Origin of the sequence: Paenibacillus sp. SORGH_AS_0306 (assembly GCF_030819345.1) — a bacterium.
Lineage (GTDB): Bacteria > Bacillota > Bacilli > Paenibacillales > Paenibacillaceae > Saccharibacillus > Saccharibacillus kyungheensis.
Genome location: NZ_JAUTBP010000001.1, coordinates 3,073,936 through 3,097,425 on the forward strand (window position 1 = coordinate 3,073,936; position 23,490 = coordinate 3,097,425).

Annotated in this window: 21 protein-coding genes; 9 read left to right on the forward strand and 12 right to left on the reverse strand. The window is 38.5% G+C overall.

Features of this window, described 5'->3' with window-relative positions; genetic code table 11:
- Positions 1-130 precede the first annotated feature (130 nt).
- Positions 131-433 (reverse strand): hypothetical protein, encoded by a 303-nt coding sequence (locus QE450_RS13310; protein ID WP_273613222.1) that lies wholly within the window; start codon positions 431-433, stop codon positions 131-133.
- 220 nt (positions 434-653) lie between these two features.
- Positions 654-1,295: a cell wall hydrolase gene (locus tag QE450_RS13315; RefSeq protein WP_274172147.1), complete on the reverse strand. Its 642-nt coding sequence runs from the start codon at positions 1,293-1,295 to the stop codon at positions 654-656.
- A gap of 330 nt (positions 1,296-1,625) precedes the next feature.
- Here QE450_RS13315 and QE450_RS13320 point away from each other — a divergent pair, with 330 nt between their 5' ends.
- Positions 1,626-2,504, forward strand: coding sequence for a PhzF family phenazine biosynthesis protein (locus tag QE450_RS13320; RefSeq protein ID WP_307299712.1), 879 nt, complete (start codon positions 1,626-1,628; stop codon positions 2,502-2,504).
- Here the strand turns inward: QE450_RS13320 and QE450_RS13325 are convergent.
- Positions 2,485-3,165: an alpha/beta hydrolase gene (locus QE450_RS13325; protein ID WP_307299713.1), complete on the reverse strand. Its 681-nt coding sequence runs from the start codon at positions 3,163-3,165 to the stop codon at positions 2,485-2,487. The two genes, QE450_RS13320 and QE450_RS13325, sit on opposite strands and share 20 nt — an antisense overlap.
- A 128-nt stretch (positions 3,166-3,293) precedes the next feature.
- Here QE450_RS13325 and QE450_RS13330 point away from each other — a divergent pair, with 128 nt between their 5' ends.
- From QE450_RS13330 to QE450_RS13340, 3 genes are all read left to right on the forward strand, one after another.
- Positions 3,294-4,082, forward strand: a complete 789-nt coding sequence (locus QE450_RS13330; protein ID WP_307299714.1) for an exodeoxyribonuclease III — start codon at positions 3,294-3,296, stop codon at positions 4,080-4,082.
- Between the two features lie 62 nt (positions 4,083-4,144).
- Positions 4,145-5,347 (forward strand): PstS family phosphate ABC transporter substrate-binding protein, encoded by a 1,203-nt coding sequence (locus QE450_RS13335; protein ID WP_307299715.1) that lies wholly within the window; start codon positions 4,145-4,147, stop codon positions 5,345-5,347.
- A 131-nt stretch (positions 5,348-5,478) separates the two neighbouring features.
- On the forward strand, positions 5,479-6,459 hold the full coding sequence (locus tag QE450_RS13340) for an iron-hydroxamate ABC transporter substrate-binding protein (protein ID WP_307299717.1): 981 nt from the start codon (positions 5,479-5,481) through the stop codon (positions 6,457-6,459).
- A gap of 70 nt (positions 6,460-6,529) precedes the next feature.
- Here the strand turns inward: QE450_RS13340 and QE450_RS13345 are convergent, their stop codons facing one another.
- Complete coding sequence (locus QE450_RS13345) at positions 6,530-8,011, reverse strand: family 43 glycosylhydrolase (RefSeq protein ID WP_307299719.1); 1,482 nt, start codon at positions 8,009-8,011, stop codon at positions 6,530-6,532.
- Between the two features lie 181 nt (positions 8,012-8,192).
- Here QE450_RS13345 and QE450_RS13350 point away from each other — a divergent pair, with 181 nt between their 5' ends.
- The 3 genes from QE450_RS13350 to QE450_RS13360 all read left to right on the forward strand — a co-directional run bounded on the left by QE450_RS13350 (position 8,193) and on the right by QE450_RS13360 (position 11,691).
- On the forward strand, positions 8,193-9,539 hold the full coding sequence (locus QE450_RS13350; RefSeq protein WP_301262797.1) for an amino acid permease: 1,347 nt from the start codon (positions 8,193-8,195) through the stop codon (positions 9,537-9,539).
- A 71-nt stretch (positions 9,540-9,610) separates the two neighbouring features.
- On the forward strand, positions 9,611-10,753 hold the full coding sequence (locus tag QE450_RS13355; RefSeq protein WP_307299722.1) for a VanZ family protein: 1,143 nt from the start codon (positions 9,611-9,613) through the stop codon (positions 10,751-10,753).
- 179 nt (positions 10,754-10,932) lie between these two features.
- Positions 10,933-11,691: a YdcF family protein gene (locus tag QE450_RS13360; RefSeq protein ID WP_307299724.1), complete on the forward strand. Its 759-nt coding sequence runs from the start codon at positions 10,933-10,935 to the stop codon at positions 11,689-11,691.
- Positions 11,692-11,832: 141 nt separating this feature from the next.
- On the opposite strand, the gene QE450_RS13365 is transcribed toward QE450_RS13360, so the two are convergent.
- From QE450_RS13365 to QE450_RS13375, 3 genes are all read right to left on the reverse strand, one after another.
- Positions 11,833-12,480, reverse strand: coding sequence for a nitroreductase family protein (locus QE450_RS13365; RefSeq protein WP_273613232.1), 648 nt, complete (start codon positions 12,478-12,480; stop codon positions 11,833-11,835).
- Between the two features lie 41 nt (positions 12,481-12,521).
- Positions 12,522-12,944 (reverse strand): MarR family winged helix-turn-helix transcriptional regulator, encoded by a 423-nt coding sequence (locus QE450_RS13370; RefSeq protein WP_307299725.1) that lies wholly within the window; start codon positions 12,942-12,944, stop codon positions 12,522-12,524.
- A 265-nt stretch (positions 12,945-13,209) separates the two neighbouring features.
- Positions 13,210-14,508 (reverse strand): hypothetical protein, encoded by a 1,299-nt coding sequence (locus tag QE450_RS13375; protein ID WP_307299726.1) that lies wholly within the window; start codon positions 14,506-14,508, stop codon positions 13,210-13,212.
- Between the two features lie 150 nt (positions 14,509-14,658).
- Here QE450_RS13375 and QE450_RS13380 point away from each other — a divergent pair, with 150 nt between their 5' ends.
- Entirely contained in the window at positions 14,659-15,567 is a 909-nt protein-coding gene (locus tag QE450_RS13380) for an FUSC family protein (RefSeq protein ID WP_307299728.1), read from the forward strand.
- 159 nt (positions 15,568-15,726) lie between these two features.
- Here the strand turns inward: QE450_RS13380 and aspA are convergent, their stop codons facing one another.
- The 5 genes from aspA to thrC all read right to left on the reverse strand — a co-directional run bounded on the left by aspA (position 15,727) and on the right by thrC (position 22,199).
- Positions 15,727-17,136, reverse strand: coding sequence for an aspartate ammonia-lyase (aspA, locus tag QE450_RS13385; protein WP_273613236.1), 1,410 nt, complete (start codon positions 17,134-17,136; stop codon positions 15,727-15,729).
- A 199-nt stretch (positions 17,137-17,335) separates the two neighbouring features.
- A complete protein-coding gene (locus QE450_RS13390) occupies positions 17,336-18,631 on the reverse strand; it encodes an arsenic transporter (RefSeq protein ID WP_273613237.1) in 1,296 nt (431 codons plus the stop codon).
- Positions 18,632-18,667: 36 nt separating this feature from the next.
- Positions 18,668-19,984 (reverse strand): SMI1/KNR4 family protein, encoded by a 1,317-nt coding sequence (locus QE450_RS13395; protein ID WP_307299732.1) that lies wholly within the window; start codon positions 19,982-19,984, stop codon positions 18,668-18,670.
- Between the two features lie 158 nt (positions 19,985-20,142).
- The gene (locus QE450_RS13400) at positions 20,143-20,556 is read right to left on the reverse strand and encodes an Rrf2 family transcriptional regulator (protein ID WP_273613239.1); all 414 of its coding nucleotides are present in this window, start codon (positions 20,554-20,556) and stop codon (positions 20,143-20,145) included.
- A gap of 242 nt (positions 20,557-20,798) precedes the next feature.
- The gene (gene thrC / locus QE450_RS13405) at positions 20,799-22,199 is read right to left on the reverse strand and encodes a threonine synthase (protein ID WP_274172134.1); all 1,401 of its coding nucleotides are present in this window, start codon (positions 22,197-22,199) and stop codon (positions 20,799-20,801) included.
- A 229-nt stretch (positions 22,200-22,428) separates the two neighbouring features.
- On the opposite strand from thrC, the gene QE450_RS13410 reads away from it, so the two are divergent.
- The gene (locus tag QE450_RS13410) at positions 22,429-23,439 is read left to right on the forward strand and encodes a BMP family lipoprotein (protein ID WP_301262789.1); all 1,011 of its coding nucleotides are present in this window, start codon (positions 22,429-22,431) and stop codon (positions 23,437-23,439) included.
- Positions 23,440-23,490: the final 51 nt, after the last annotated feature.

The following is a 23,490-nucleotide window of genomic DNA, read 5'->3' on the forward strand; positions in this document are numbered from 1 at the left end:
CTATTCATAATCTTATTATTATCTCAAAGTTTTTCACAAAATAAAAATAGCCCTAACTATCATTAGGGCTAAACTATCAAAATGCATATCTGAACTGTCTACTATATTCGCCTGGAGACACTTTGTTATGTCACTTAAAATACAGTTTGGAAGACGAAGAAGATTCTTTGAATGCTTGAATAAACAAAGAAGGATCATCACGAATCATATATGAAAATACGCCCTTGCGGGTATGCAAATAAAAGAACCCTTCGCCATCGCTAAATGTGCGATACGACATATCAAATACATCCAAAATAGCAAATTCTCTTCGGTGGGTCGTTACTCGATCATGATATAAAATAAGCATCCGTTCATCGATCCAATGCTGTTGTTCTTGTCCATCGATTTTGCGCTCTACTTTGTAATAAGGTTGTACCGCAATTTGATTCATGTCAGCCCTCCTTATCAATATCATACAAGCTTATGGTATCTATTACCCAAAGTGTGCCAAATGATCAGTCAATTGGGTAAGGAAATCATAGATATAGCCAATAAAATAGTATTATCTGGATCGACTTCTTTGGTGTAAACAAAAAGCCGCTTTGCTTTCCTGTACTGACAGAATAAGCAAAACGGCTATATGATCATAGTATTCATGTATATTGATTGGATTAGTTCGTAAATGTATGTTGACCTAAAGAAATCACTTTAGGACGTGCAATACTCCAGCTGGATGTCGCAATCTTAGGATTGTAATAGTACAGTGAACCGTTAGTTGGATCAACCCCATTTAATGCTTGTCTTGCTGCATCATAAGCCATCTGATTCGGCTTCATGCCATACTGTCCATCTTGAACAGCTGTAAATTGCCCTGGTTGTAGAATGACAGCAGAGATCGAATTAGGGAATTGATTGGATTGTACACGATTTAGCACGACTGCGCCTACCGCTACTTGTCCGCGGAATGATTCACCACGAGCTTCAGCATAAATAATTTTAGCTAGCATATTGAGTGAATGATTGCTCACTTTGCCCGATGGATTGAGCTTGGCTAATGTAGCAGGGCCAGCGACTCCATCTGCAATTAGACCATGGTCTCTTTGGAAATTTTTAACGGCTTTGCTGGTAATTTGACCGTAATAACCGGTAACGCCAACATGAAAATATCCGCGTGAAGCCAGTTGCTCCTGTACCTGACTTACATGTTCATTTTGCATACCTTGTGTCAGCATTAATGCATGGGCTGGCGTAGCCACCGTAGCTGTACCGAACAAACATGCACAAGATATAAGAAGAGCGGGTAATTTTTTCATCTTTTGAGATAACCTCCACTTTGATTTTCTGACCGGTCCTATATGCCGGGCTGTCCATCCGAGAGACGTTGATCCGCCTGAATCGAATATACACGCTCCAAACGGAGAATGTAACGCACTAAAGGAGTGGGACTAAGCTGTATTAAAGCATCGGTAGGATTCTAGCATATATTTCTGTGAATAGCAATTTAGTTGCTAAAAAGAGGAATGGAAACAATATAAAATGCGTTATTGTGAACTTCTGCTATTACCTTATTACAGTCAAATTTGCTCCTTGAATCACTTTTTGATCATGATATACTTTCGTATAGTTAAGAAAGGAGATTACAAATGGACATTCAAGTGTATACATTAGATGCTTTTTCGTATCAAAATCAAGGCGGTAACCCGGCAGGTGTGGTGTTAGAAGCAAGTCATTTATCGATTGTACAAATGCAATATATTGCCAAGCAATTAGGATTTTCTGAGACTGCTTTTATTCTACCTTCTACTGTTGCTGATTATCGGATTCGTTATTTTACACCTAATCATGAAGTCGATTTGTGCGGACATGCTACGATTGCTAGCTTTTACTTAATGGTAACGCAAAATCATATCGTTGCAGGTCATTATCGCATAGAAACGTTAGCAGGCATACTGGATGTGCATATTGAAGATGATCATCATGTCTTTTTGACACAGACACCGCCTCAATTTGATATCGAAATCAATCGACAAGAGATAGCAGATTCGTTAGGAATCGCTGTAGACGAATTGCATGCAGAAGCACCTGTGCAGATCGTATCGACAGGATTACGTGATATTATTGTCCCTATCCGTTCATTACATACCTTACAACGTATAACTCCCAATTTTGAACGTATCAAACGTATTTCTCAAAAATATAATGTTGTCGGATATCATCTATTCACACTGGATACGCATAGTGATGCTATCGCACAATGTCGTAATTTTGCTCCACTATACGATATTCCCGAAGAGAGTGCTACAGGAACATCGACAGGGGCATTAATGTGTTATTTGCATCAATATAACTTGATTCCGGCAACAAGTACTTCACCCTTTGTATTTGAACAAGGATATACGATGAACGTGCCTTCACAATTGCTTGTTACTATACAACTGCATGATGACGGTGCTATTAAGCAGGTACAAGTAGGAGGTCTTGCCTCCAATATTCAGCAACATATTATGACTGTGGAGACGTAAAATGGTGAGTATCGATCCAGACTTGAACAGCTGCAAAAAAATCGCTTTTACGCTCTGCATAACAGACTAAATGTCCACTTTTAGGTACAATAATTACTCTGGTATCCGGTGTACCTATATGTTCTGCTAGATAAGAAGCGCTTTTCATTTTAACAAGATGATCTTGATCTCCCTGTACAATAAGTGCAGGGATTTTGATATGAGGATAGATCGTAAATGATTCGTGAACAATCCGGTAAAATTCACGTGTTGCTTTAGAAGGCACAACAAACAAATTACGGATATAAGCTTTCACCATCGGCCATTGATACAGTGTTCGAATAATCTGCTGTGGATTCAATGGAAACACAGGCGTCGATAACATTGTCAACGAGCAAATATGATTCGGATATTTCACCACTAAATGAGCCGCAATTAATGCCCCTGTTGAAAAGCCGATCAGGTGTATTTTAGAATATGTAGTTAGCAATTGCTGTAATTCAACTTCAGCACTATCGATCCAATCAAGACGAGTGGCATTTCTAAGATCCGCTTTACTGCCACCATGCCCTTGTAAGGTAAACATTTTGACAGTATATCCTTGCGCTTCTAAATATTCAGCTAACGGAGAGACTTCATGTTCTCCTCCTGTGAACCCATGGATAAGCAAACATACTTTCACAATAAGCTCCTTTGGTCTTGATAAATGTAAAATATTGTAGAATGCGCTTATGAGTTCAAGCGCTAGATTCTTATCATAACTGGTTATGGTACACTATGAAAAGTCTGACAAAGGAGGATAAGTAACTTATGAAATTAATATCTTGGAATGTAAATGGACTACGTGCCGCCGTAAAAAAAGGATTTAATGAGTATTTTGATCAGATGGATGCTGATATTTTCTGTATCCAAGAATCCAAATTGCAAGCTGGTCAGATTGAACTGGATCATGGGGATCGGTATCAACAATATTGGAATTATGCTGTCAAAAAAGGATATTCTGGGACAGCTATTTTTACCAAAATCGCACCTCTTTCTGTTCATTACGGACTAGAAGAGAATTTTGAAGAAGAAGGTCGGATGATCACGTTAGAATTTCAACATTTCTATCTTGTGAATGTCTATACTCCTAATGCCAAACGTGACTTAACACGCCTTCCGTATCGTTTAGAATGGGAAGATCGCTTTCGCCAATATGTTCAGCAATTGGATCAGGTCAAGCCGGTTATTATTTGCGGGGATCTCAATGTGGCTCATCTTGATATCGATGTCAAAAATGCCAAGTCTAATCATGGCAATTCAGGCTTCACGACTGAAGAACGCGGTAAAATGACTGAATTGTTGAACACTGGCTTTATCGATACATTCCGTTATTTCTATCCAGATACTACTGATGTATATAGCTGGTGGTCGTATATGTCCAAAGTACGTGAGCGTAATATTGGATGGCGGATTGATTATTTTCTTGCTTCTGTACGTCTAGCTCCTTATCTTGCTGATGCTTCAATAGATCATCAGATTATGGGTAGCGATCATTGCCCGATTATTTTGCAGATAAATGATTTTACAGATGTGCTTGCAAACTCTTCAGTACAATAACTGCCAAGCTGAAAATAGGATGCACACAGAGTGGTGAATATGATTGTGAAGGAGGATTTTTGTTGAAAAGAGACAGAGTTGATCATTTTTTTGCAAGCTTTGGAGCTATTTTAGCTATACTATTTCTAGCTGTTGTAGGATTGGTGGGAGTTGCACTATTTAGCAATATGCAAAATTTTTATATCCCTTTTATTATAGTGATCGCAGGTCTTATGATTATCGCAGTTATTCTTAGCAATATTCAGCCGATTGCTCGCCATCGCTTTTTTCCAATAGGGGTCAAGCTTTGTCTGGGATTGTTTGTTGTGATTGCTATTGGATATCATGTGGATCGTGCTTGTGATCAACATCTGATTGTGAGTGAACAAGATGTAAATGTAGATGATTATCGTCCGTTTGCAGATCATAGCAAAGTATCAACACTGGACAACCCTTCTACCTATACATTGTCTGCTCAGGATCAATTACCGGTGCTTGATGGTGCAACTGCTCTATATCCGCTCTATTCTGCATTTGTCAAAGCTGTGTATCCTGCTCAAGATTATGAGCCTGATGATGCGAAAAGTATTGTTCGGATTACAGGGACAGGCAAAGCATACCAACGCTTAATCAATCACAATGTAGATATAATCTTTGCTGCTGCTCCATCCAAAGAACAGCAGAAATCAGCTCAAGCTAAAGGATTACAATTGAATATGCAACCGATTGGGCGAGAAGCTTTTGTATTTTTTGTACATAAAAATAATCCTGTACATAGTCTGACTTCTACACAGATCAAGCAGATTTATACCGGTGAAATTACCAACTGGAAGCAAGTAGGTGGCAATGACGATCCCATCCGAGCATTTCAACGTCCTGAAGATAGCGGAAGTCAAGCAATGTTACGACGCTGGATGGGTGATCAGCAACCGATGACTCCGATTGTCGATGATGTGGCTTCAGGAATGGGCGGTATTATCGAACAGACCGCAGATTATCGTAATTACAAAAACGCAATTGGCTATTCGTTTCACTATTTTGCAACACAAATGAATGCTAATGATGATATCCGTCTACTCGCTATAGATGGTGTGTATCCAGATGTAGCATCAATTCGGGATGAGAAGTATCCGATTATTACTCCTTTTTATGCGATTACTGCTTCGTCTCGTAAAAAAGATACAACATCTTCGGTTAATCCCAATATTCAACCTTTTATAAATTGGATTTTATCCGAGCAAGGTCAGCAATTGGTGAAAAAAACAGGCTATTTTCCGATTCGATAAAGGTGCTCTCCCTCTATTTTAAGAAAATATACAAGTTCTCTCTACTTTTCATTGTGATGATGTGCTTTTAAAGATATACTAGCGGTGAGGATGATAATCATTGTCAACAACTTGGTGGAGGGAACACACAAATGAATCGAAAGACTGCTTACTCTGCAACAGCTATTTTATTAAGTCTGGTGTTACTATTAAGTGCTTGTTCTTCAAGCACATCTACAACAGCACCAACAACAAGTACTGAAAACACAGCCACTACAGAATCAACTGCTACAGAACGGACATTAACAGATGCGATCGGTAATAAAGTGACTATACCTGCTAATCCGCAACGTATACTTGCTTCTTACCTTGAAGATCCTCTTGTAGCTCTAGGCGTTACACCTGTTGCTCAATGGGCGATTGGCGAAGGCAATACACAAGGTTATTTGCAAAAGCAGTTAGCTAACGTTCCACCGATTGATTCTACACTTCCTTATGAAGCTGTACTGAATACCAATCCTGATCTAATTTTGATGGATAGCGCGGAAATGGTAGCTGGCGATAAATATGCGCAATACAATCAGATTGCTCCTACGTATGTGGTTGGCAAAGCGCAAAACAACGATTGGCGTCAAGAGTTACTAACGATTGGCGATGTACTTGGCAAAAGCGATCAAGCTAAAAAAGTATTAGCTGATTATGAGACCAAAGCCAAATCCGCCAAAGAACAATTGCAACAGCAAATCGGTAGCGAGTCTGCTGCGGCTCTATGGGTAACTGGCAAAAGTATCTATGTAGTCAGTCGTAATTTATCCAGTGGAGATGTACTGTATAACGATCTAGGCTTAACTGCTCCTGCGATAGTAGAGGAAATTTCCAAATCAGGAGAAGCGAACTGGCAAGCTATTTCGTTAGAAAAGTTAACAGATTTGGATGCTGATTATTTATTTTTGATTAACAGTACCGAAAAGTCTAAAGAAGAAATCACTAGCCCTGCGGTATGGCAAAACATCCCTGCTGTTAAAAAAGGGCATGTGTACGATTTTAGCGCTGATTCTAGCTGGTTATATACAGGTGCTATTGCAAACGGTCAAATGATCGATGACGTGCTTGCAAGTGTACTGAAAAAGTAAAAAAAGAAGAAGCAGATTTGTTCTGCTTCTTCTTTTTGTTATAGTTTGTCGTGTTTATATGACCAAACGTTTAATTCACTCGTTCAAAAATCCACTGTTGTATCGTATTATTCAGATCGCTCCATTGTTTGACATCGCCACCATCGTCCAGACTTCCATTGGTCACATCTAGTAATTTTCCACTATTACGATTTTTAATTTCAAAATATTGATTCTGTGTCGGGGTAAAGCTCCATTGTTGACTGGTCGCTCCTGTTGAAGCAAATTGTGCAACATCTGCTCCGTCTGCTGTGCTTGCTCCGGTTACTCCAGCTAACCGCCCACTATGACTGGCTCGCAAGTTAAAAAATCCACCAGATACAGGATCAAGCGCCCATCGTTGATCTCCTGTACCATTGTATGTCCATTGCAGAACATTAGCGCCTTCTGCGGTAGAAGCATTGAATACAGCCAATACTTTACTGCTGTTTTTATTTTTAATACGGTACAAAATATCGCCTGTACCTTCACCAGAAGGACGAGTAACTGCTGTAGCAGAACTTACCGGTGATCCCAACACAGGAGTATCTCCATTCCAACTTATTTTCTGAATACGAGTCGTTCGTTGTTCTGCACATCCTTGACCTGAACCATCATTGGCATGGTAGACGATCCAATCTTCTTTGCCGTCTGGAGATTTGACAAAGCTATTATGACCGGGTCCAAAAACAGTATTTGTTTTCTGAAAAACAGGATTAGCACTTTTCGTCCAGTTGCTAGCAACGGTTAGATCAGCAGTAAGATTAGCACTGAGTAGACCTAACTTGTAATCATCTGTCCAACATCCACTGGCTGAAAAGGTTAGATTGACTTTGGAGCCATGCGTAATAAAAGCAGGAGCTTCATTCACTGTTCCACCGGAAGTCTCCCAGGCATACGTAGGACTAGAAATAATAGTCGCTTTGCCTTGAATCGCTGTAGGGCTACTCATTTTGGCAATAGCGATCTGTTGCGGTTGGTTCGGAGCGATCTGTGACCATGCGATATATAATTGTCCATTGATGTTAGCCACCGTATGGTCGATCGACCACCAATCATTGCTATCTTTCAATTTAATCGGTGCCGACCATGTGCCTTGTAACGGATTCGCACTGGTATTTTTAATCACCCACATCCGTTGATTCGGTGTACCTGTTTCACTACTTCCTGCTGAAAAATATAGATACCATGCGCCATCAATATAATTTAATTCCGGTGCCCAAATATTGCTAGAATAGCAATTAGCGCCTGTACAGTTCGCTGTTGATCTGGTAAATACTGTTTTGCGCTCTCCATTTCCGATTCCGCTTAATGAAGAAGAACGAGTAATATCTATTTTGTCCCAATTCTGCGACGTATGCACAAAATAATAATAACCATCGGTATGCTTCATAACAAAAGGATCAGCCGATGAGTAAGGTGCTACTGGATTAATAAATGTGGTCGATGCAGCTTGCGCTTGAACAGGTAAAACCGTTAATAGAAGCAAAACAAACACTAAGACAGATACTATATAAACATTCTTATTTAACATTAATATTCCCCCTTATTATTTAGTCTTTTATATTGTAAGCGCTATCATTAATTCATACAATATAAGGATATGGCACTACATATTTAAATTCATTTCTCATGCTCACATTCTGGTGTAATATAGATAGTCTGAACGAACGATATATATAGAGTGTGTGTATTTATGAAGGAGGATTGGAACGTTGAACGTCAAAGAAGAAGCTTCATTGCAGAAAAAATTACGTCCACGTCATATTACATTTATGGCTATGGGTGGCGTGATCGGAACAGGGATTTTTAAAGGAAGTAGCGAAACGATAGGATTAGCAGGACCCGGGGTTATTTTCACCTACATTTTCGCAGGTATATTGCTATTAGTAGTAATGGGTGCTATTGCTGAAATGGCTACCGTTTATCCTAATATGAATATGAAAGACTTTATCCGCCAAGCGTTTGGCGAACGATTATCTTTTATTGTAGGCTGGTTGTACTGCTTTATGTGGTTATCGGTCTGTGTGATAGAAGTTATTGCTGCGGGTAGCTTTCTTCAGTACTGGATGCCTGATGTACCACTCTGGATACTCAGTCTAGCAAGTGCTGTTTTTATTTTGTTAATTAATACGATGAGTGTTGGTAATCTAGGCGAAGTTGAATTCTGGCTTGCAGGAATCAAAATAGGAATGATTATTATTTTTATCGTACTAGGTGGTTTGTTGTTATTTGGTATTATTCCTAGTGATCCTACACCTTACTTGAGCAATTTTACAGCTCATGGCGGATTTTTCCCTAACGGGTGGACAGCTATTATATCTGCTTTGCTCGTCGTCATGTTCTCTTACGGTGGCTCTGAACTGATCGGACTGACATTAACCGAAACAGAAAATGCAGATAAAATTTTACCTAAAGTAGTAAAAAGTTTTATTTTACGTGTTGTTTTATTCTATACCTTACCGATTCTTGTTATCTGCGGATTGATTCCGTGGAACCAGCTTAGTGACCAGACCAGTCCATTTGTACAAGTATTATCTTCTACAGGGCTACAAGGTGCAGCTCATATTATGAACTTTATTCTGATTACAGCTGTATTGTCTGCTGCCAACTCTGGAATCTATGGAGCAACGCGGATGTTACATTCACTGGCTACGAATAATGAAGCACCCAAAGCACTTGCCAAAACATCTGCAAAAGGAGTCCCTATCAACAGTCTGATTTTGTGTGCTGTTGTGCTTTTAGGTGGATCTATGCTTGCTTATGTAGCACAGGATCAAGTATTCGGCATTTTGCTTGCAGTACCCGGCTTTGTCGTGTTGTTAGTATGGATTAGTATCTGTCTGTCTCAATTAAAATTAAGACGTTCTTATCCGACTCAACCTACATTCCGTATCTGGGGTTATCCTTATATTACAGGGATTACTACGCTGTGCCTGATGATTATTGCAGTGTTGTTTATATTTGATGCTAATAATCGAATCAGTATTGGAGCTTGCTTGATCTTCCTGGCTTTCCTGATTGTATGGTCTATCTTTAAGTTCCGCAAATCTGCTCATTAAGTAGAATTGAACACGAGGTAAAGATACATTAGACTAAAAATACAATATTTTTGCTGGCAGGTGTCATACCAATGTATCAATCTTATCTGTTTCCGATTGCGTATGCTTTTATCGCGTTTCCGTTTGTAGCTGCCTTATTTACATTGCCATTTCTGATTGTACAGTATCGCAAATATGGTTATATTCACAAAGTACGTGCGATTACGCTGTATTTGTTGTTACTGTATCTGATGAATGCTTTTTTTCTGGTGATTTTGCCTTTACCTTCTTCACGTCATAATCCGGCATTGGCTAATGGTGATCTACAATTGTTACCATTGCAATTTGTATATGACTTTTTGAAAGAAACGTCGGTTTCGTTTGCGCATCCTTCTACTTACTGGCATATGTTTGTCGAACGAGCTTTTTTACAAGTGATCTTTAATATTTTGCTGACTATACCGTTTGGAATGTTTTTGCGTTATTACTTTAGAGTGCGCTGGGTTAATGGATTGATCTTATCGTTTTTATTATCGCTTTTTTTCGAGACGACTCAATTGACCGGAATCTATGGTATTTACGATCATGCTTATCGGATATTCGATGTGGATGATTTACTATGTAATACGCTAGGCGGTATGCTTGGATTTATGATTGCGGAATGGATTGCGAAGCGTCTACCCCGTATTGAACATCTAGACCTGCATATTGATCGCTCCAGTAAGCGTGTATCGTATACTCGCCGTGCTGTTGCTTTTATGATTGATCTATTCATCTGGTATACATTGATGATCTTGCTGACACTTAATGATGTTCCTGTTCCTTTTTGGATATCTAGTGGTATTTACTATATTCTTATTCCTTATTGGACACATGGAATTACGGTAGGAAAATGGATCGTCCGTATCTATGTAAGTAGCACCCACCCTGATCATTCCAGAGTGTCTTTGCTAGCTTTGACGATTCGATATGGTCTGCTGTACTGGGTATTTCTTGGACTCAATAATATTCTTAGTGATACGATTGTGTTGCCAGATATTCATACTTTTTGGCGTGCGCTATGTAGTCTACTTTTATTTGTAATCGATATTAGTTTTTTGATGCATTTAATGTCTTGTTTTTTCCGCAAAGGATCATTGTTATTTTACGAAAAGCTCAGTCATACCAAGCAACATATTCAGTGGCCAGAGTTAGAGCAACCTTCTGCTGATACCCAAAACAAACCAAATAGTTAACTGCACTATAAAGACAGCTTGATATCACCGATCATTGGAATCTGTGTATATCTGAGCTGTCTTTATTTGGGTGGTTGGTTTTATGATCGATACAACCATGTTACAATACATTTAATTATCTAAGTAGATTCTAATGGATTGTGTCTCTGGTGCGCAATAAAGAAGGCGGTTGATCATTTTTGATTTATATTATTAAGTTTTTGTATAGTTTTGTGCTTCCTCCCGGACTTTTTCTAGTCTTATTATTCGGTATTGTAGTCTGGTTATGGAGAAGTCAGTTTAATGTAGCAATGGTGTTACTCGCTATTACTGTATTGTTATACATATCTTCGATTAGCATTGTTAGTAATTTGCTCATTGGCAGTCTAGAACGTCAATATCCACAGCCCACTATTGCTGAACTTCAAGGAGATGTGATCGTTGTACTGGGTGCTGGAGCTTCCAAAGGTACACCTGATATCGATGGTACAGGTAATATGTATGGATCAGCAGGCAACCGTCTGATTACAGCTGCACGTCTACATCGGATTACAGGGTTACCGATTTTATTTTCAGGTGGTCAGGTGTTCTCAGATAGCGGTAATGAAGCTGATATTGCGAAGCGCCAGCTTTTAGGCATGGGTGTAGAAGAAAGTAAACTTATGGTCGAAAATCGTTCACTTAATACCGCTCAGAATGCTAACAATACGGCTGTTATTTTAAAAGAAAAAGGATTGTCGCATCCGATATTGGTCACCTCTGGATTCCATCTGCCACGCTCTGTGATGCAGTTCAAGCGTGTAGGATTAACGGTACAACCTTTTCCAACCGATTACTGGGTAAGTCAGCCTTCGTCAATGTATTTCAGCAAATTTTACCCGTCAGCAAGCGCAATGTCTTCTACAGCTACAGCGATCAAAGAATATCTAGGTATGTTAGCTGTAAAAATAAAAAACTAACATTATCGTATATCAAGCTAATTTATCTTAATCAAGCTACTTTGGATTCAAACCATAGCAAAAAACCTCCTTGCACTGGATACATGCTGAGGAGGTTTTTTCGTTTAGCTTATTTAGTATTCACATCTACGTGGTAGACGATTATTTCCACTCTGCTACTTTTTCTACAGGAAGACGACCTGAACCGTGACCTTCGCTGTCTGCTTTACCCATAGACAACAACATTACAGGTACATAACGATCTTTTTCCATGCCAAATGCTTCAGCAATTTTAGTTTTGTCATATCCACCGATAGCATTTGTATCATAACCATGAGCACGAGCAACCAACATCAATTGCATCGCTACAAGACCGCTATCGATCAATGCGATATCTTTACGTGCAGCATCTGAAATATTTTCATAATATGCTTTAGCAAATGGAAGTTGTTGATCTCTTACGTCAGCAGGCATATGACCCGCTTCTACAGCAGCATTGAAGATTTCATCTGCATTTTCTTCATGACGAAGATCACCGAAAATAGCAATAACCGCAGAAGCTGTCTCTACTTGACGTTGGTTAAACATCGCAAGTGGCAACAATGTAGCTTTAGCTTCGTCACTTTCGATCACTAGAAAACGCCAAGGTTGCAAGTTGATCGAAGATGGTGCACGTGTAGCTTCTGCCAAAATTTCAGTCATTTCTTCACGGCTAATTTTTACAGTTGGATCGTATTTTTTAATTGAACGACGCTCTAAAGCAATTTTGTTAAAATCATTTGTTTTTGTAATTTGGTTTACAGTATTCATGGGAAAACTCCTTTAAATGTAAGTTATAATTATTTTTTTATTTACATCTCGCTCATATTTTGATTGAGACGACGCAACATATTCAATAATTGCTTTTGTTCTTGCTCTTCAAAATTCTGAAGCATCTCTTTAAGAAATTGTTCTTTTTCTTTGGTGTATGCTAGAATTTTTTGCCGACCTTCTGCGGTTAGCTGTACCAGCGTAAAACGATTGTCTTCAGGACTCATACGACGTGTCACCATTCCCGATATTTCCAATTGCTTCAAATGTCGAGTGACAGCTGCACTATCGATACCAAGTGTTTTTTGCAAAGAAGTCTGACTGATCTCTTCCACTTGATAAAGCTGATGTAACAATTGTAGGCGTGACGCACTTATGCCAGCACATCGTTCAAAAACACAACTGATCTGACGATGTAGCCCTTGCAACTGGTTAAAAATATCTTCAGACGATGAATGAAGCACAGCGTCCCTCCTTGTCCAAGACCAACCATTTATATAGAAATGCTATCAGATAACATGTTCTCAATTGAATTACTTCTTATTAATTGACCCATCAACTATTGAGTACTCAATTAATATAACACATTATACATATGCTTGCAAATACTATTCTAAAAATTAAATGGTGCGAAATAATAAAACGTTATGAACATCATAAAACCGATGCAAGTTAGATACTCACATCGGTCGCTTTCAGGTTATTATCGATTATTTAAGTGTATAATGATTACTTCCCTTTCAGATCAGAAGCTTTTACTTTCAAAATCTTGCCTGCTGATTCAGAGACAGGCTTGGTATCTGTGCCAAGACCGAAGTAGAAATCACCATTCAATTCTTCAAATGACTTGGCGTACGTATCTTGTTTGAATTGTAAGATTTGAGTCCATTTTTTGAGGTTCTTGGTCATATACACTCTATTGATATAAGAACCGTCAGCTTGCTTGGTGTAGGTCAGTACATATGTCTTGTTAGGACGTGTAATAATATCTGTAGGCAATGCTCCTGCATCTGCGAAAGTCACCGTACGTGCAGGATCGGTTATATTTTTGGTGACGATTAGCGCTTTTGGAGCTAATTGAGCATCGTTATATACATCCCCTACAATATAAGCCAGTTGCTTTTTAAAGACCACCGTTTTGCCCATTTTCATATACGGCGTTTTGCCTGCTGTCTGTACATACGTCATACCAGGTAACAAATTAGCACCGGATACTTGTTGTTGGGTCACGTTAAAGTTTTTATCGATCGCCAGCAGATGAGTCTGATCTTTCCAAATATTATTATTTGGCATCAGGATAGCGGCTGTATACAATGTTCCTTTAAATTCAAAAAATTTGTAGGCTCTTGTGCCAATTCCTTTGATCTGGGCTAACTCTTTCCAGTTGGCTCCATTATCTTCTGAAATCAATACTTTTGGTGCACTATCTGTACCGATCGCTGCAAGTAATTTGCCATGATAATAAGCCATATCATACACATGGATACCATCCGGTAAATTGCGATACTTGGTCCATTGATCTCCGTCTAAAGTGTAAAAGTTACCAAAGTTCCATTCTTCGCTTTTGGAATCGTTCCCTGGAATATACAGTTTGCCTTTCAGAATTTTGAACGTATCGATCTGCTCTTCATTTGTTGCATCTTCTGTACTTTTTTTGCCTGTTTTGGGATCGGTATATGTGACTTTTTGCGTTACAAATTGACTGGTCTGGGGGTTATAATAGACAATAGGAATCGGCCCTGCATTAGGTGAGGGCTGTGCATTACTACTGTTGCCATGACCTAGATAAATTTTGCCATCAAAGACTTGCATATCCCACACATTGCGCGCATAAGCAGGTGTCGAGAAAGGTTGCCCTAGCAATTGTAATTTGGATGTAACATCGGTGCTCTGGTCCGCTTTGCTACTTGCGGCGCTTACGACCTGTGTCGTAGCTGTTGGTAACGATAATGAACTTCCACTCACCAATAGTCCTGCACATGCTGTACAGATCAAAGAGAACTGTATTATTTTCTTTTTGGTAATCATTATATTCCTCCACTCAGTTAGTGAACTATAGATTTTTAATAACCCCGATTTACGGGTATTAAAGCATATCAGCGTATACGGTTATCTAACCTCCTTATGAATGTACGATAGAAAACGTTTGACGATGTAGAAAGGAATCACAGAAATCTTATGAAATTTTTAATAGGTATGCGTAACCTCAAAACAGCATTAGCTGTTTTTATTTGCATTATTATCTCACAACTTCTGCAATTAGAGTATCCTTTCTATGCTGTGATTGCAACTATCATTGCGATGGAAAACTCGGTCACCAATTCGTATACTGTCGGCAAAAACCGAATGATGGGTACATTGGTAGGTGCAGCTATTGGTTTTATTTTCGCTTGGATTGATCCACATAGCGCCCTCTTTTCAGCGATAGGAATTGTGATTGTAATTTATATTTGTAACTTGCTTCACTGGAACAAATCGATATCGATTGCAAGTATTGTCTTTCTGGCGATTATGTTGAATTTACGTCCCGGAGAGAGCCCTTTTTTGTACGGTATGCACCGGGTAGCAGATACATTGATCGGTATTGGCGTAGCTGTAATCGTCAATTATCTTGTTTTCCCACCGGATCATGAACGATTGATGGAGCAAATGCGCAGTGTATTACGTAAACATTTAACCAAGCTTGCTCATGAATTACTGCGGGAAGGTGGAAATATTCATATTAGTCCGCTCAAAAAAGATATGGCTAATCTGGAAAAAGCGTATGAAACCTATGCTTCTGAATTCCATCTCAAAAAGAACAAACAAAAAATGCTAGCACATCTAGAACAAGAAATTGATGTGTATCATAATACGTATTCTCATATGCGGATGATTCGTCTATTGACCGATGAATTGCCTACACATCATCACTGGGATCTTCCAGAGCAACACCATAGTCATCTGATGGCTCAATTGCCACTGGATCTATCTTCTCAGCAGATTATTTACAATTATCATGTAAGTTGTATTTTGCAAGAAATGAGTACACTTGGCTTGCTGATTCCTGCTCATATTGCGCAACCATTTACAAAGTCATCCACATAAAATAAGCGATGCTATCCTTCTATTCATAAGGAAAAAGCATCGCTTATTTATTTTTTATAATATAGGTTTATGCCAACTGATTTTGATTAGAGGCAGTGCACAATATTGAATACATCTAATAATAACAAAATATCTTGTTCTGATGCGAAAAAGGCTCTATTATTCTTTATGCAACAATTGCTCGCCTGCAATACCCGGCTCTGTCATTTGATAAGGATCGAGAATAATATTCAATTCTTCTTCTGTCAGTACGTTATAAAGTAAGCACAGTTCACGTACAGGCTTACCGGTCTGAATTGCTTCACGTGCAATCCGTGATACCACTTCATATCCTAGATGAGGATTCAGCGCTGTAATCATCCCTACACTACGCTCTACATATTCACGACAACGATCTACATTCGCTTGAATACCATCGACACAATGCAGACGGAAAACAGTAAATCCTTGCTTCATAATTTCTAAAGATTGCAATAAATTATAGACCAATACTGGCTCCATTACATTCAGTTCCAGTTGACCTGCTTCTGATGCAAGACAGATGGTGTGATCATTACCAATCACTTGAAATGCAATCTGATTCACCACTTCACACATTACCGGATTGACTTTACCCGGCATAATAGAAGAACCCGGTTGGCGCGCTGGCAGTACCAATTCGCCCAGACCTGCGTATGGCCCAGATGCCATTAAGCGAATATCGTTAGCCACTTTGGACATATTCATCATACAGATTTTGAGAGCAGCCGATACTTCCGTATACGCATCGGTATTTTGAGTAGCATCTACCAGATGATCAGATGCCACTACAGGAAATCCACTAATATCAGCCAGTATTTCAGCTACACGCACAATATAACGTGGATCAGCATTAAGCCCTGTACCGACTGCTGTTGCTCCCATATTGATATGCAGTAAGTTTTCTTTGGTTGCTTCCACGCGGCGAATATCCCGTCCTAATACACGAGCATACGATTGAAATTCTTGTCCTAAGCGGATCGGTACCGCATCTTGCAAATGAGTACGTCCCATTTTGATCACTGTATCAAATTCGTCTGCTTTGACTTGAAAAGATTGTTGTAATTCACGCATCGCTACAAGCAATTTTTCGATCATCGATAATGTTGCGATATGAATTGCTGTTGGAAAAGCATCATTGGTCGATTGTGCCATATTCACGTGATTATTCGGGCTAATATCCACATAACTTCCTTTGTCTTTGCCCATAATTTCCAATGCACGATTAGCGATAACTTCATTGGTATTCATATTAATCGATGTACCTGCTCCACCTTGAATCGGATCAACGATAAATTGATCTTGCCATTGTCCGGCAATAATCTCTTCAGCTGCTTGTACCATCGCTTCCCCTTTAGGACCATATAGACGCGACAATTCCATGTTTGCAATCGCCGCTCCTTTTTTGACGATCGCCATAGCACGAATTAATTCAGGATGTAGACGTTGTCCGGTAATTGGAAAATTCTCTACCGCGCGCATCGTCTGAATACCATAATAAGCTTCATCTGGCACTTGTTTCGTACCCAAAAAGTCTTTTTCTATTCTCACAATTCATTCCTCCGACTGTTTGCCTTTTGTTAAAAACGTCATAGTTGTTCTACATTGACTATTATATGCTTCCATTATAATATACGCCACTACATTCAACCCTTATTTTGTAAACGTTTACATTTTAAAAATAAATCAAACAGCACTGCTTCTTGTTGAGAAACAGTACTGCTTTGAGATCAAGATATTTAGATTTGAATTATACAACCAGTAACCACAAGTACAATCCAAGCAATGTAATAAATAACGTTGGAATAGTCAAAATAATTCCTATTTTGAAATACGTTCCCCATGAGATTTTGATTCCTTTGGTAGCTAATACATGTAACCATAATAACGTAGCCAACGAACCAATCGGTGTAATCTTAGGCCCTAGATCCGACCCGATTACATTTGCATATACTAGCGCTTCGCGAATCGGCTCTGAGGTCACCGTCGCTTTGACAGCTAACGCATTAATCAATACTGTCGGTAAATTATTCATGACTGATGATATGATCGCTGCAATAAAGCCCATTCCCATAGTAGCTGCTAACATTCCATGATCAGCAATCTTTTGAATAAGTATCGCTAACAGATCTGTTAAGCCTGCATTACGTAGCCCGTACACCACAACATACATACCGATAGAGAAAAATACGATCGACCACGGAGCATTTTTGAGCACTTCTTTGACAGGCACAATAGGGCTTTTGCGTGCCAGAATTAAGAAGATAATGACTATCACACCAGCAACAATAGAGACTGGAATTTTCAAAAATTCACTCACAAAATATCCGATTAACAATACGATTAATACAATCCATGATAATCGAAACATCCGTACATCTTTAATTGCATCCATAGGTGGTTTTAGATGAGTAGTTTCAAACGTACGAGGAATACTTTTGCGGAAATAAAGGTACAATACACCGATACTTGCAATCAAGGCGAATAGATTAGGCACTATCATATGCCCTGCATATTGCATAAAGGTAATGCCAAAATAATCAGCAGACACAATATTTACAAGATTGCTCACAACTAATGGCAAAGACGTTGTATCTGCTATAAACCCGCCTGCAATAATAAAAGGAAACACTTTACGCTCATCCAGATTCAAAGCACGTACCATCGCTAGTACAATAGGGGTTAAGATTAAGGCTGCTCCATCATTTGCAAACAATCCGGATACAATTGCTCCTAGAATACCTACATAGATAAACATCCGTACACCGTTACCACGGGAGATATGAGCGACATGCAGTGCTGCCCATTCAAATAATCCTACCCGATCCAAAATAAGCGAAATTAAAATAATACCTACAAATGCTAGCGTAGCATTCCAGACGATCATGGTGACATCCCAGACATCATGAAAGCTAACTACACCTAGAAGAAGCGCAAGTACTGCTCCTCCACAAGCAGACCAACCAATCGATAGATTTCGTGGTTGCCAGATCACAAATGTTAATGTGATCACAAAAATAAGACACGATAATATAACCAAAACCACGTAGTTAGCCTCCACTGTACATCATTCTTTATCTAATTATTCAAGCTTATAGTGATTCAATACATACAAAGCTTCTGCGATAATTCGTTTTTCTTTTTTAATCACTGCTTTGCTCATCACTTGTTCTAATAATACACGCACACTTTCTATTTGTTCAACTGTGTCAAAAGTTTGCTTCAATTCTGTTTGTTTGCCCAGAGCAGAAATAGCGATTTGTTGATGTACATTTTTGCTTTGTAGCCATTCTTTATAATCGTCACTATGAGGACGAGAAGTTGCAAATAGATCATCCCAACCATCATATGGAAAATTCACTCGATCTTTGATCCAACGAATCACTTTACGACTGTGAAAATTCTTCAGCCCTGTGTTAGCTTCATATCCATTGAGTTTGCGTCCTTTTTCCTTTTCTTTCTCTTCGATCTTTTGCCATATCCGCTCTAGTCCTTCATCTTCTGGTAAACAGATTGCTGTCAGGTACGCTAGAATATACGAATTAATACGTTGTTCTTCCGGTAAATTCCATAACTCACGCACCCAATCTGCCGCATGATGACGGTTGATTAAGCCTGTATATTCCAGTAACCCATCTTTGATAGACTGATTATGTTCGGTATGAAGCCGTTCAAGCCATGCTTGTAATACATCATCTGGGCGGTACGCTGAGAAGGCTTGAATTATAGTATCGTCTACTCCATTCAATTCGGTATAACGAATCAATTGATGAAGATTTTGCTTTGCTTCTTCGAATGTAAAATAAAGATAATCATGAATCCATTGCTTCCACTTCTTCGATTGTTGACTATAGAGATTAAGACCACAGTTATCGATAAAAGGAGTGTATTGCCATTCCTCTGCACCGATTCCACTCAACTCTGTGACTTTATTTAAAAAGTCTGTTAGCGATACTGCTAAAATACGAAATTCACCTGTCTCATGTCCCCAATGAAATACCATTGGACGCTGAGGATTACTATACAAATCTAACAGCAGTTCATCTCCGTTACCGGCATGATAAAAACATAAATAACGCTTTTGATCAATTTGCTCATCGTCTCCAAAGTCTGAAAACATGATACTTTCGATATTCCAGCCTATATCTCCTGATAGATCAAAAGCTGCTGTCTGTGGATACGTAATCTGCCAGTACATAGTGACTTTTTTACCACCGTCTTGTAACAGACTTCTTAATTCTTCTGGCAAAGTCACTTCTAACTCTTGTTCCATATCAGTGATCTCTTGATCAGTAGCTGGTTCTTCCCACAGTAATGCTGTGGATGCTCCTTTCTGCTCCAACTGGTGTAGTAATTGCTTCCATTGTTGTTGCCATTCGATTAGATTCTGTTGCAGCATTGCTATGTCATCCTTTCCATACTAAAACATTTGATTTTATCATATATGCTTACAAAGAATCTGTAACGGATACAGCTTCTTTTTAGTACCCATTTTAATATAGGCTTAACGCAAACAAAAGATCGCAGACTCATTCTCTGCGATCTATAATGTATAAACTATGAAGAATGAGATGCCATAATTTCAGATTTGATCGAGACATCAATCAACTTTTTGTTTTTGAGATACTCTTCCATCTGACCTTCTGCTTCAATCATAACCTGCTGAATCGCACACTGAGCATTGTTATTTAAGCAACCGGTGAATAAAGAGTTCACCCCTTCAATTGCATGAATAACTTCCAGAAATGAAATGTCTTCACCCTTGCGCTTGAGTCGGTAACCCCCATTTGCACCTGACGCTGATTCGATCAATCCGGCTTTAACCAATTTGGTCAAAATTTTGGACAGATATGTGGGCGATACTGAAAACGTTTCAGCGATTTGTTGAACACCTAACGATTTGTTTACTTCATTTTGAACAAGATATACCATCGTATGCAGTGCATAATTCGTTGCTTTTGAAAATTTCATAAAGACACCTACTTCCAGTGTTTAGCATCATATATTCGTTAGTTTGAGCTTGTTTATTTTTATTACATATAATCAAGATGTATGATGTCTTTTATTTTAACGAACGAAAGAATGACCGTCAATCTGTCCGCTCCTATACCTATAATAAAAACATCCTTTACCTCTAAATCTATAACAATGTTTTACATCATCATAAAGATATAGAAGGTAAAAGGATGTGGTTGAATGCTATATATGATTTGTTAATCTAACGCATAAAAAGATTCTAATTGACGTACTATCTCTGCTGTATCATGCTCCACTACTTCTTGATATTGAGGTTTGGCGAATAGTTCTTTGATTTCTTCAGGGAACTCTTGCTCAATCTCACATAAGATAATCGCTTCATCAAATTTAGCTGGATGAGCAGTAGCCAATGTAATACAGATCTCATCATCACCTTGATATTTCTCATAAGCTGTAATACCACAAGCGGTATGAGGATCAAGTAGATAATCATGATCGCCTTTGTATTTCAAAATCATATCCAGACATTCCTGATTCGACGCGCCATAAGCTGCAAAGTCACTTTGTACTTTGGCAAGATCATCGCCTGTCATTACGATTTGTCCTTCGCTTTTTAATACATTCATATATTCAGATACTTTAGCTGCATCTTCCCCTACAAAGTAATACAGATAACGCTCAAAATTACTAGCCACTTGAATATCCATAGAAGGGCTGTACGTACTTCTAAAATCACCAGGCTTGTACTCACCTGTCTGTACAAAACGCTCTAAAATATTATTTTCATTCGTCGCAATAATCAACTTGTTGATCGGTAAGCCCATTTTTTGAGCCAAAAATCCTGAAAAGATATTACCAAAATTACCAGATGGTACGCTAAAGTTGATTTTTTTCAATTGGTGCTGTCCTTGATCGATATGCAAGTAAGCATAGAAGTAATAAACCGTCTGTGCTAGAATCCGCAAAAAGTTAATCGAGTTGATCGCACGTAGATGATATTCTTTTTTAAATGCAAGATCACCGAATAGCTCTTTAATGATTTTTTGACAATCATCAAAATTACCTTTTACTGATAAGTTCAGTACATTTTGATCATCTACTGTTGTCATTTGTAATTCTTGTACACGACTAACTTTCTCATGTGGATGCAAAATACAGATTTTAATTCCTTCTTTACCACGTACCCCTTGAATTGCAGCCGCACCGGTATCTCCAGAAGTAGCTCCCAAAATATGAATAATTTCGTTTTGCTTTTTGGATACATAGGAATAAAATTCACCCATAAATTGCAATGCAACATCTTTAAAAGCAAAAGTAGGTCCGTGGAACAATTCCATAATATACAGAGAATCATCAATCTTAGTAATCGGTGTAACTTCAGGATGACGGAAGTTCGCATAACTACGAGTCGCTAAATCTCTCAAATCGTCTGCGGGAATCTCATCATTCGTATAATAAGAAAATATAGTAAGGAATAAATCTACATAACTTAGACTTTTCCATTCATTTAACGTCTCAGGAGCAATCACCGGAATATGCTCGGGTACCATAAGACCGCCATCATCGGCAAGTCCCATCAAAACAGTATCAATAAATCCTTTTGGCTCTACTTGTCCTCTAGTACTGATATACTTCATGCTTCTCCTCCAGTAATAACGAATTCGTATTTTTATTGTCTATCATACCCTGTCACAGTGTCGCATCCAAGCATTAATTTCAAAAAACGTATTTTCTACCTAAATATTAATTTAAATTTGAAATAATTATAGATTCCACAATAAAATTTTATAAACGAAGTTCTACGATTAACCGATATAAGAAAGGAAGTTATTTATTTTGGGATTAGAGAGGAATAGGAGAAGTATTATGAGAAAAAAAACATTTCTGTCTGGATTTACAGCTTTGATCGCAATCATGCTTTTATTAAGTGCTTGCTCTTCTCAGCAAGCGACCACAGAAGCAGCAACAGCGACTACCAAAACTAAAGTAGGTATCGTGCTATCAGATATTGGATTAGGTGACCAATCTTATAGTGATGCGGCTTTTCGTGGGTTGATCAAAGCTCGAAATGAAGAAAGTATTATATTTGATTATAAAGAAATTTCTCAGACCAAAACGTATGATGAAGCTTTTAACCAACTAACGAAAGAAGATAACGATGTTATTATCGGACTTGGTTACATCATGAAAGACAGCTTAGAAAAAGCGGCTAAAGCTAATCCCAACAAACAATTTATTATCGTGGACGAAACATCAGAATTGCCTAACGTGGCATCGATTACTTTTAAAGAAGAAGAAGGTAGTTTTTTGGCAGGTGCTGTAGCTGCTATGGCAAGTACATCGAACCGTATTGGCTTTATCGGTGGTGTTGAATCCCCGTTGTTACACAAATTCCAATCTGGATTTGAACAAGGAGCTCGCTCTATCGATCCTAATGTTTCTTTTGTTACGAATTATACAGGTGATTTTGGTAATCCCGCTGTGGGTTCCAAAGCAGCTAAAGATATGATTGAAAACGACAATGTCGATGTCATTTATACAGTTGCTGGCTTGACTGGAGTCGGTGCGTTACAAGAAGCCCAGACTCAAGGTAAATACGCAATTGGTGTAGATAGTGATCAATTTTTTGTCGCTGAAAAAGCAGTGCTGACTTCGATGATCAAAAATGTCGATGTTGCTCTGTATAGCGCATTACAATCGTTTGCCAAAAACAATCACACTTTTAAAGATAAAGATATGGTATTTGGTCTAACCGATGATGGTGTAGGCTTAACTGATATTCATGTTATTCAATTAACCGCCGAACAACAAAAACAATTAGAAGACTTGAAGAAAAAATTAATTTCAGGCGAAATCAAAATCGATTTAACTTCTTAATTAATGAGTACATTATAGCTCCTTAATTTCAAGTAACTACGTGGAGGAACT

Bases quoted from the DNA above. Each gene is read 5' to 3' on its own strand.
- QE450_RS13375 (WP_307299726.1), bottom strand. From the start codon at position 14,508: ATGATTACCAAAAAGAAAATAATACAGTTCTCTTTGATCTGTACAGCA.
- QE450_RS13410 (WP_301262789.1), top strand. From the start codon at position 22,429: ATGAGAAAAAAAACATTTCTGTCTGGATTTACAGCTTTGATCGCAATC.
- QE450_RS13365 (WP_273613232.1), bottom strand. From the start codon at position 12,480: ATGAATACTGTAAACCAAATTACAAAAACAAATGATTTTAACAAAATT.
- QE450_RS13395 (WP_307299732.1), bottom strand. From the start codon at position 19,984: ATGCTGCAACAGAATCTAATCGAATGGCAACAACAATGGAAGCAATTA.
- QE450_RS13345 (WP_307299719.1), bottom strand. From the start codon at position 8,011: ATGTTAAATAAGAATGTTTATATAGTATCTGTCTTAGTGTTTGTTTTG.
- QE450_RS13310 (WP_273613222.1), bottom strand. From the start codon at position 433: ATGAATCAAATTGCGGTACAACCTTATTACAAAGTAGAGCGCAAAATC.
- QE450_RS13330 (WP_307299714.1), top strand. From the start codon at position 3,294: ATGAAATTAATATCTTGGAATGTAAATGGACTACGTGCCGCCGTAAAA.
- QE450_RS13380 (WP_307299728.1), top strand. From the start codon at position 14,659: ATGAAATTTTTAATAGGTATGCGTAACCTCAAAACAGCATTAGCTGTT.
- QE450_RS13340 (WP_307299717.1), top strand. From the start codon at position 5,479: ATGAATCGAAAGACTGCTTACTCTGCAACAGCTATTTTATTAAGTCTG.
- QE450_RS13400 (WP_273613239.1), bottom strand. From the start codon at position 20,556: ATGAAATTTTCAAAAGCAACGAATTATGCACTGCATACGATGGTATAT.
- QE450_RS13355 (WP_307299722.1), top strand. From the start codon at position 9,611: ATGTATCAATCTTATCTGTTTCCGATTGCGTATGCTTTTATCGCGTTT.
- QE450_RS13315 (WP_274172147.1), bottom strand. From the start codon at position 1,295: ATGAAAAAATTACCCGCTCTTCTTATATCTTGTGCATGTTTGTTCGGT.
- QE450_RS13320 (WP_307299712.1), top strand. From the start codon at position 1,626: ATGGACATTCAAGTGTATACATTAGATGCTTTTTCGTATCAAAATCAA.
- thrC (WP_274172134.1), bottom strand. From the start codon at position 22,199: ATGAAGTATATCAGTACTAGAGGACAAGTAGAGCCAAAAGGATTTATT.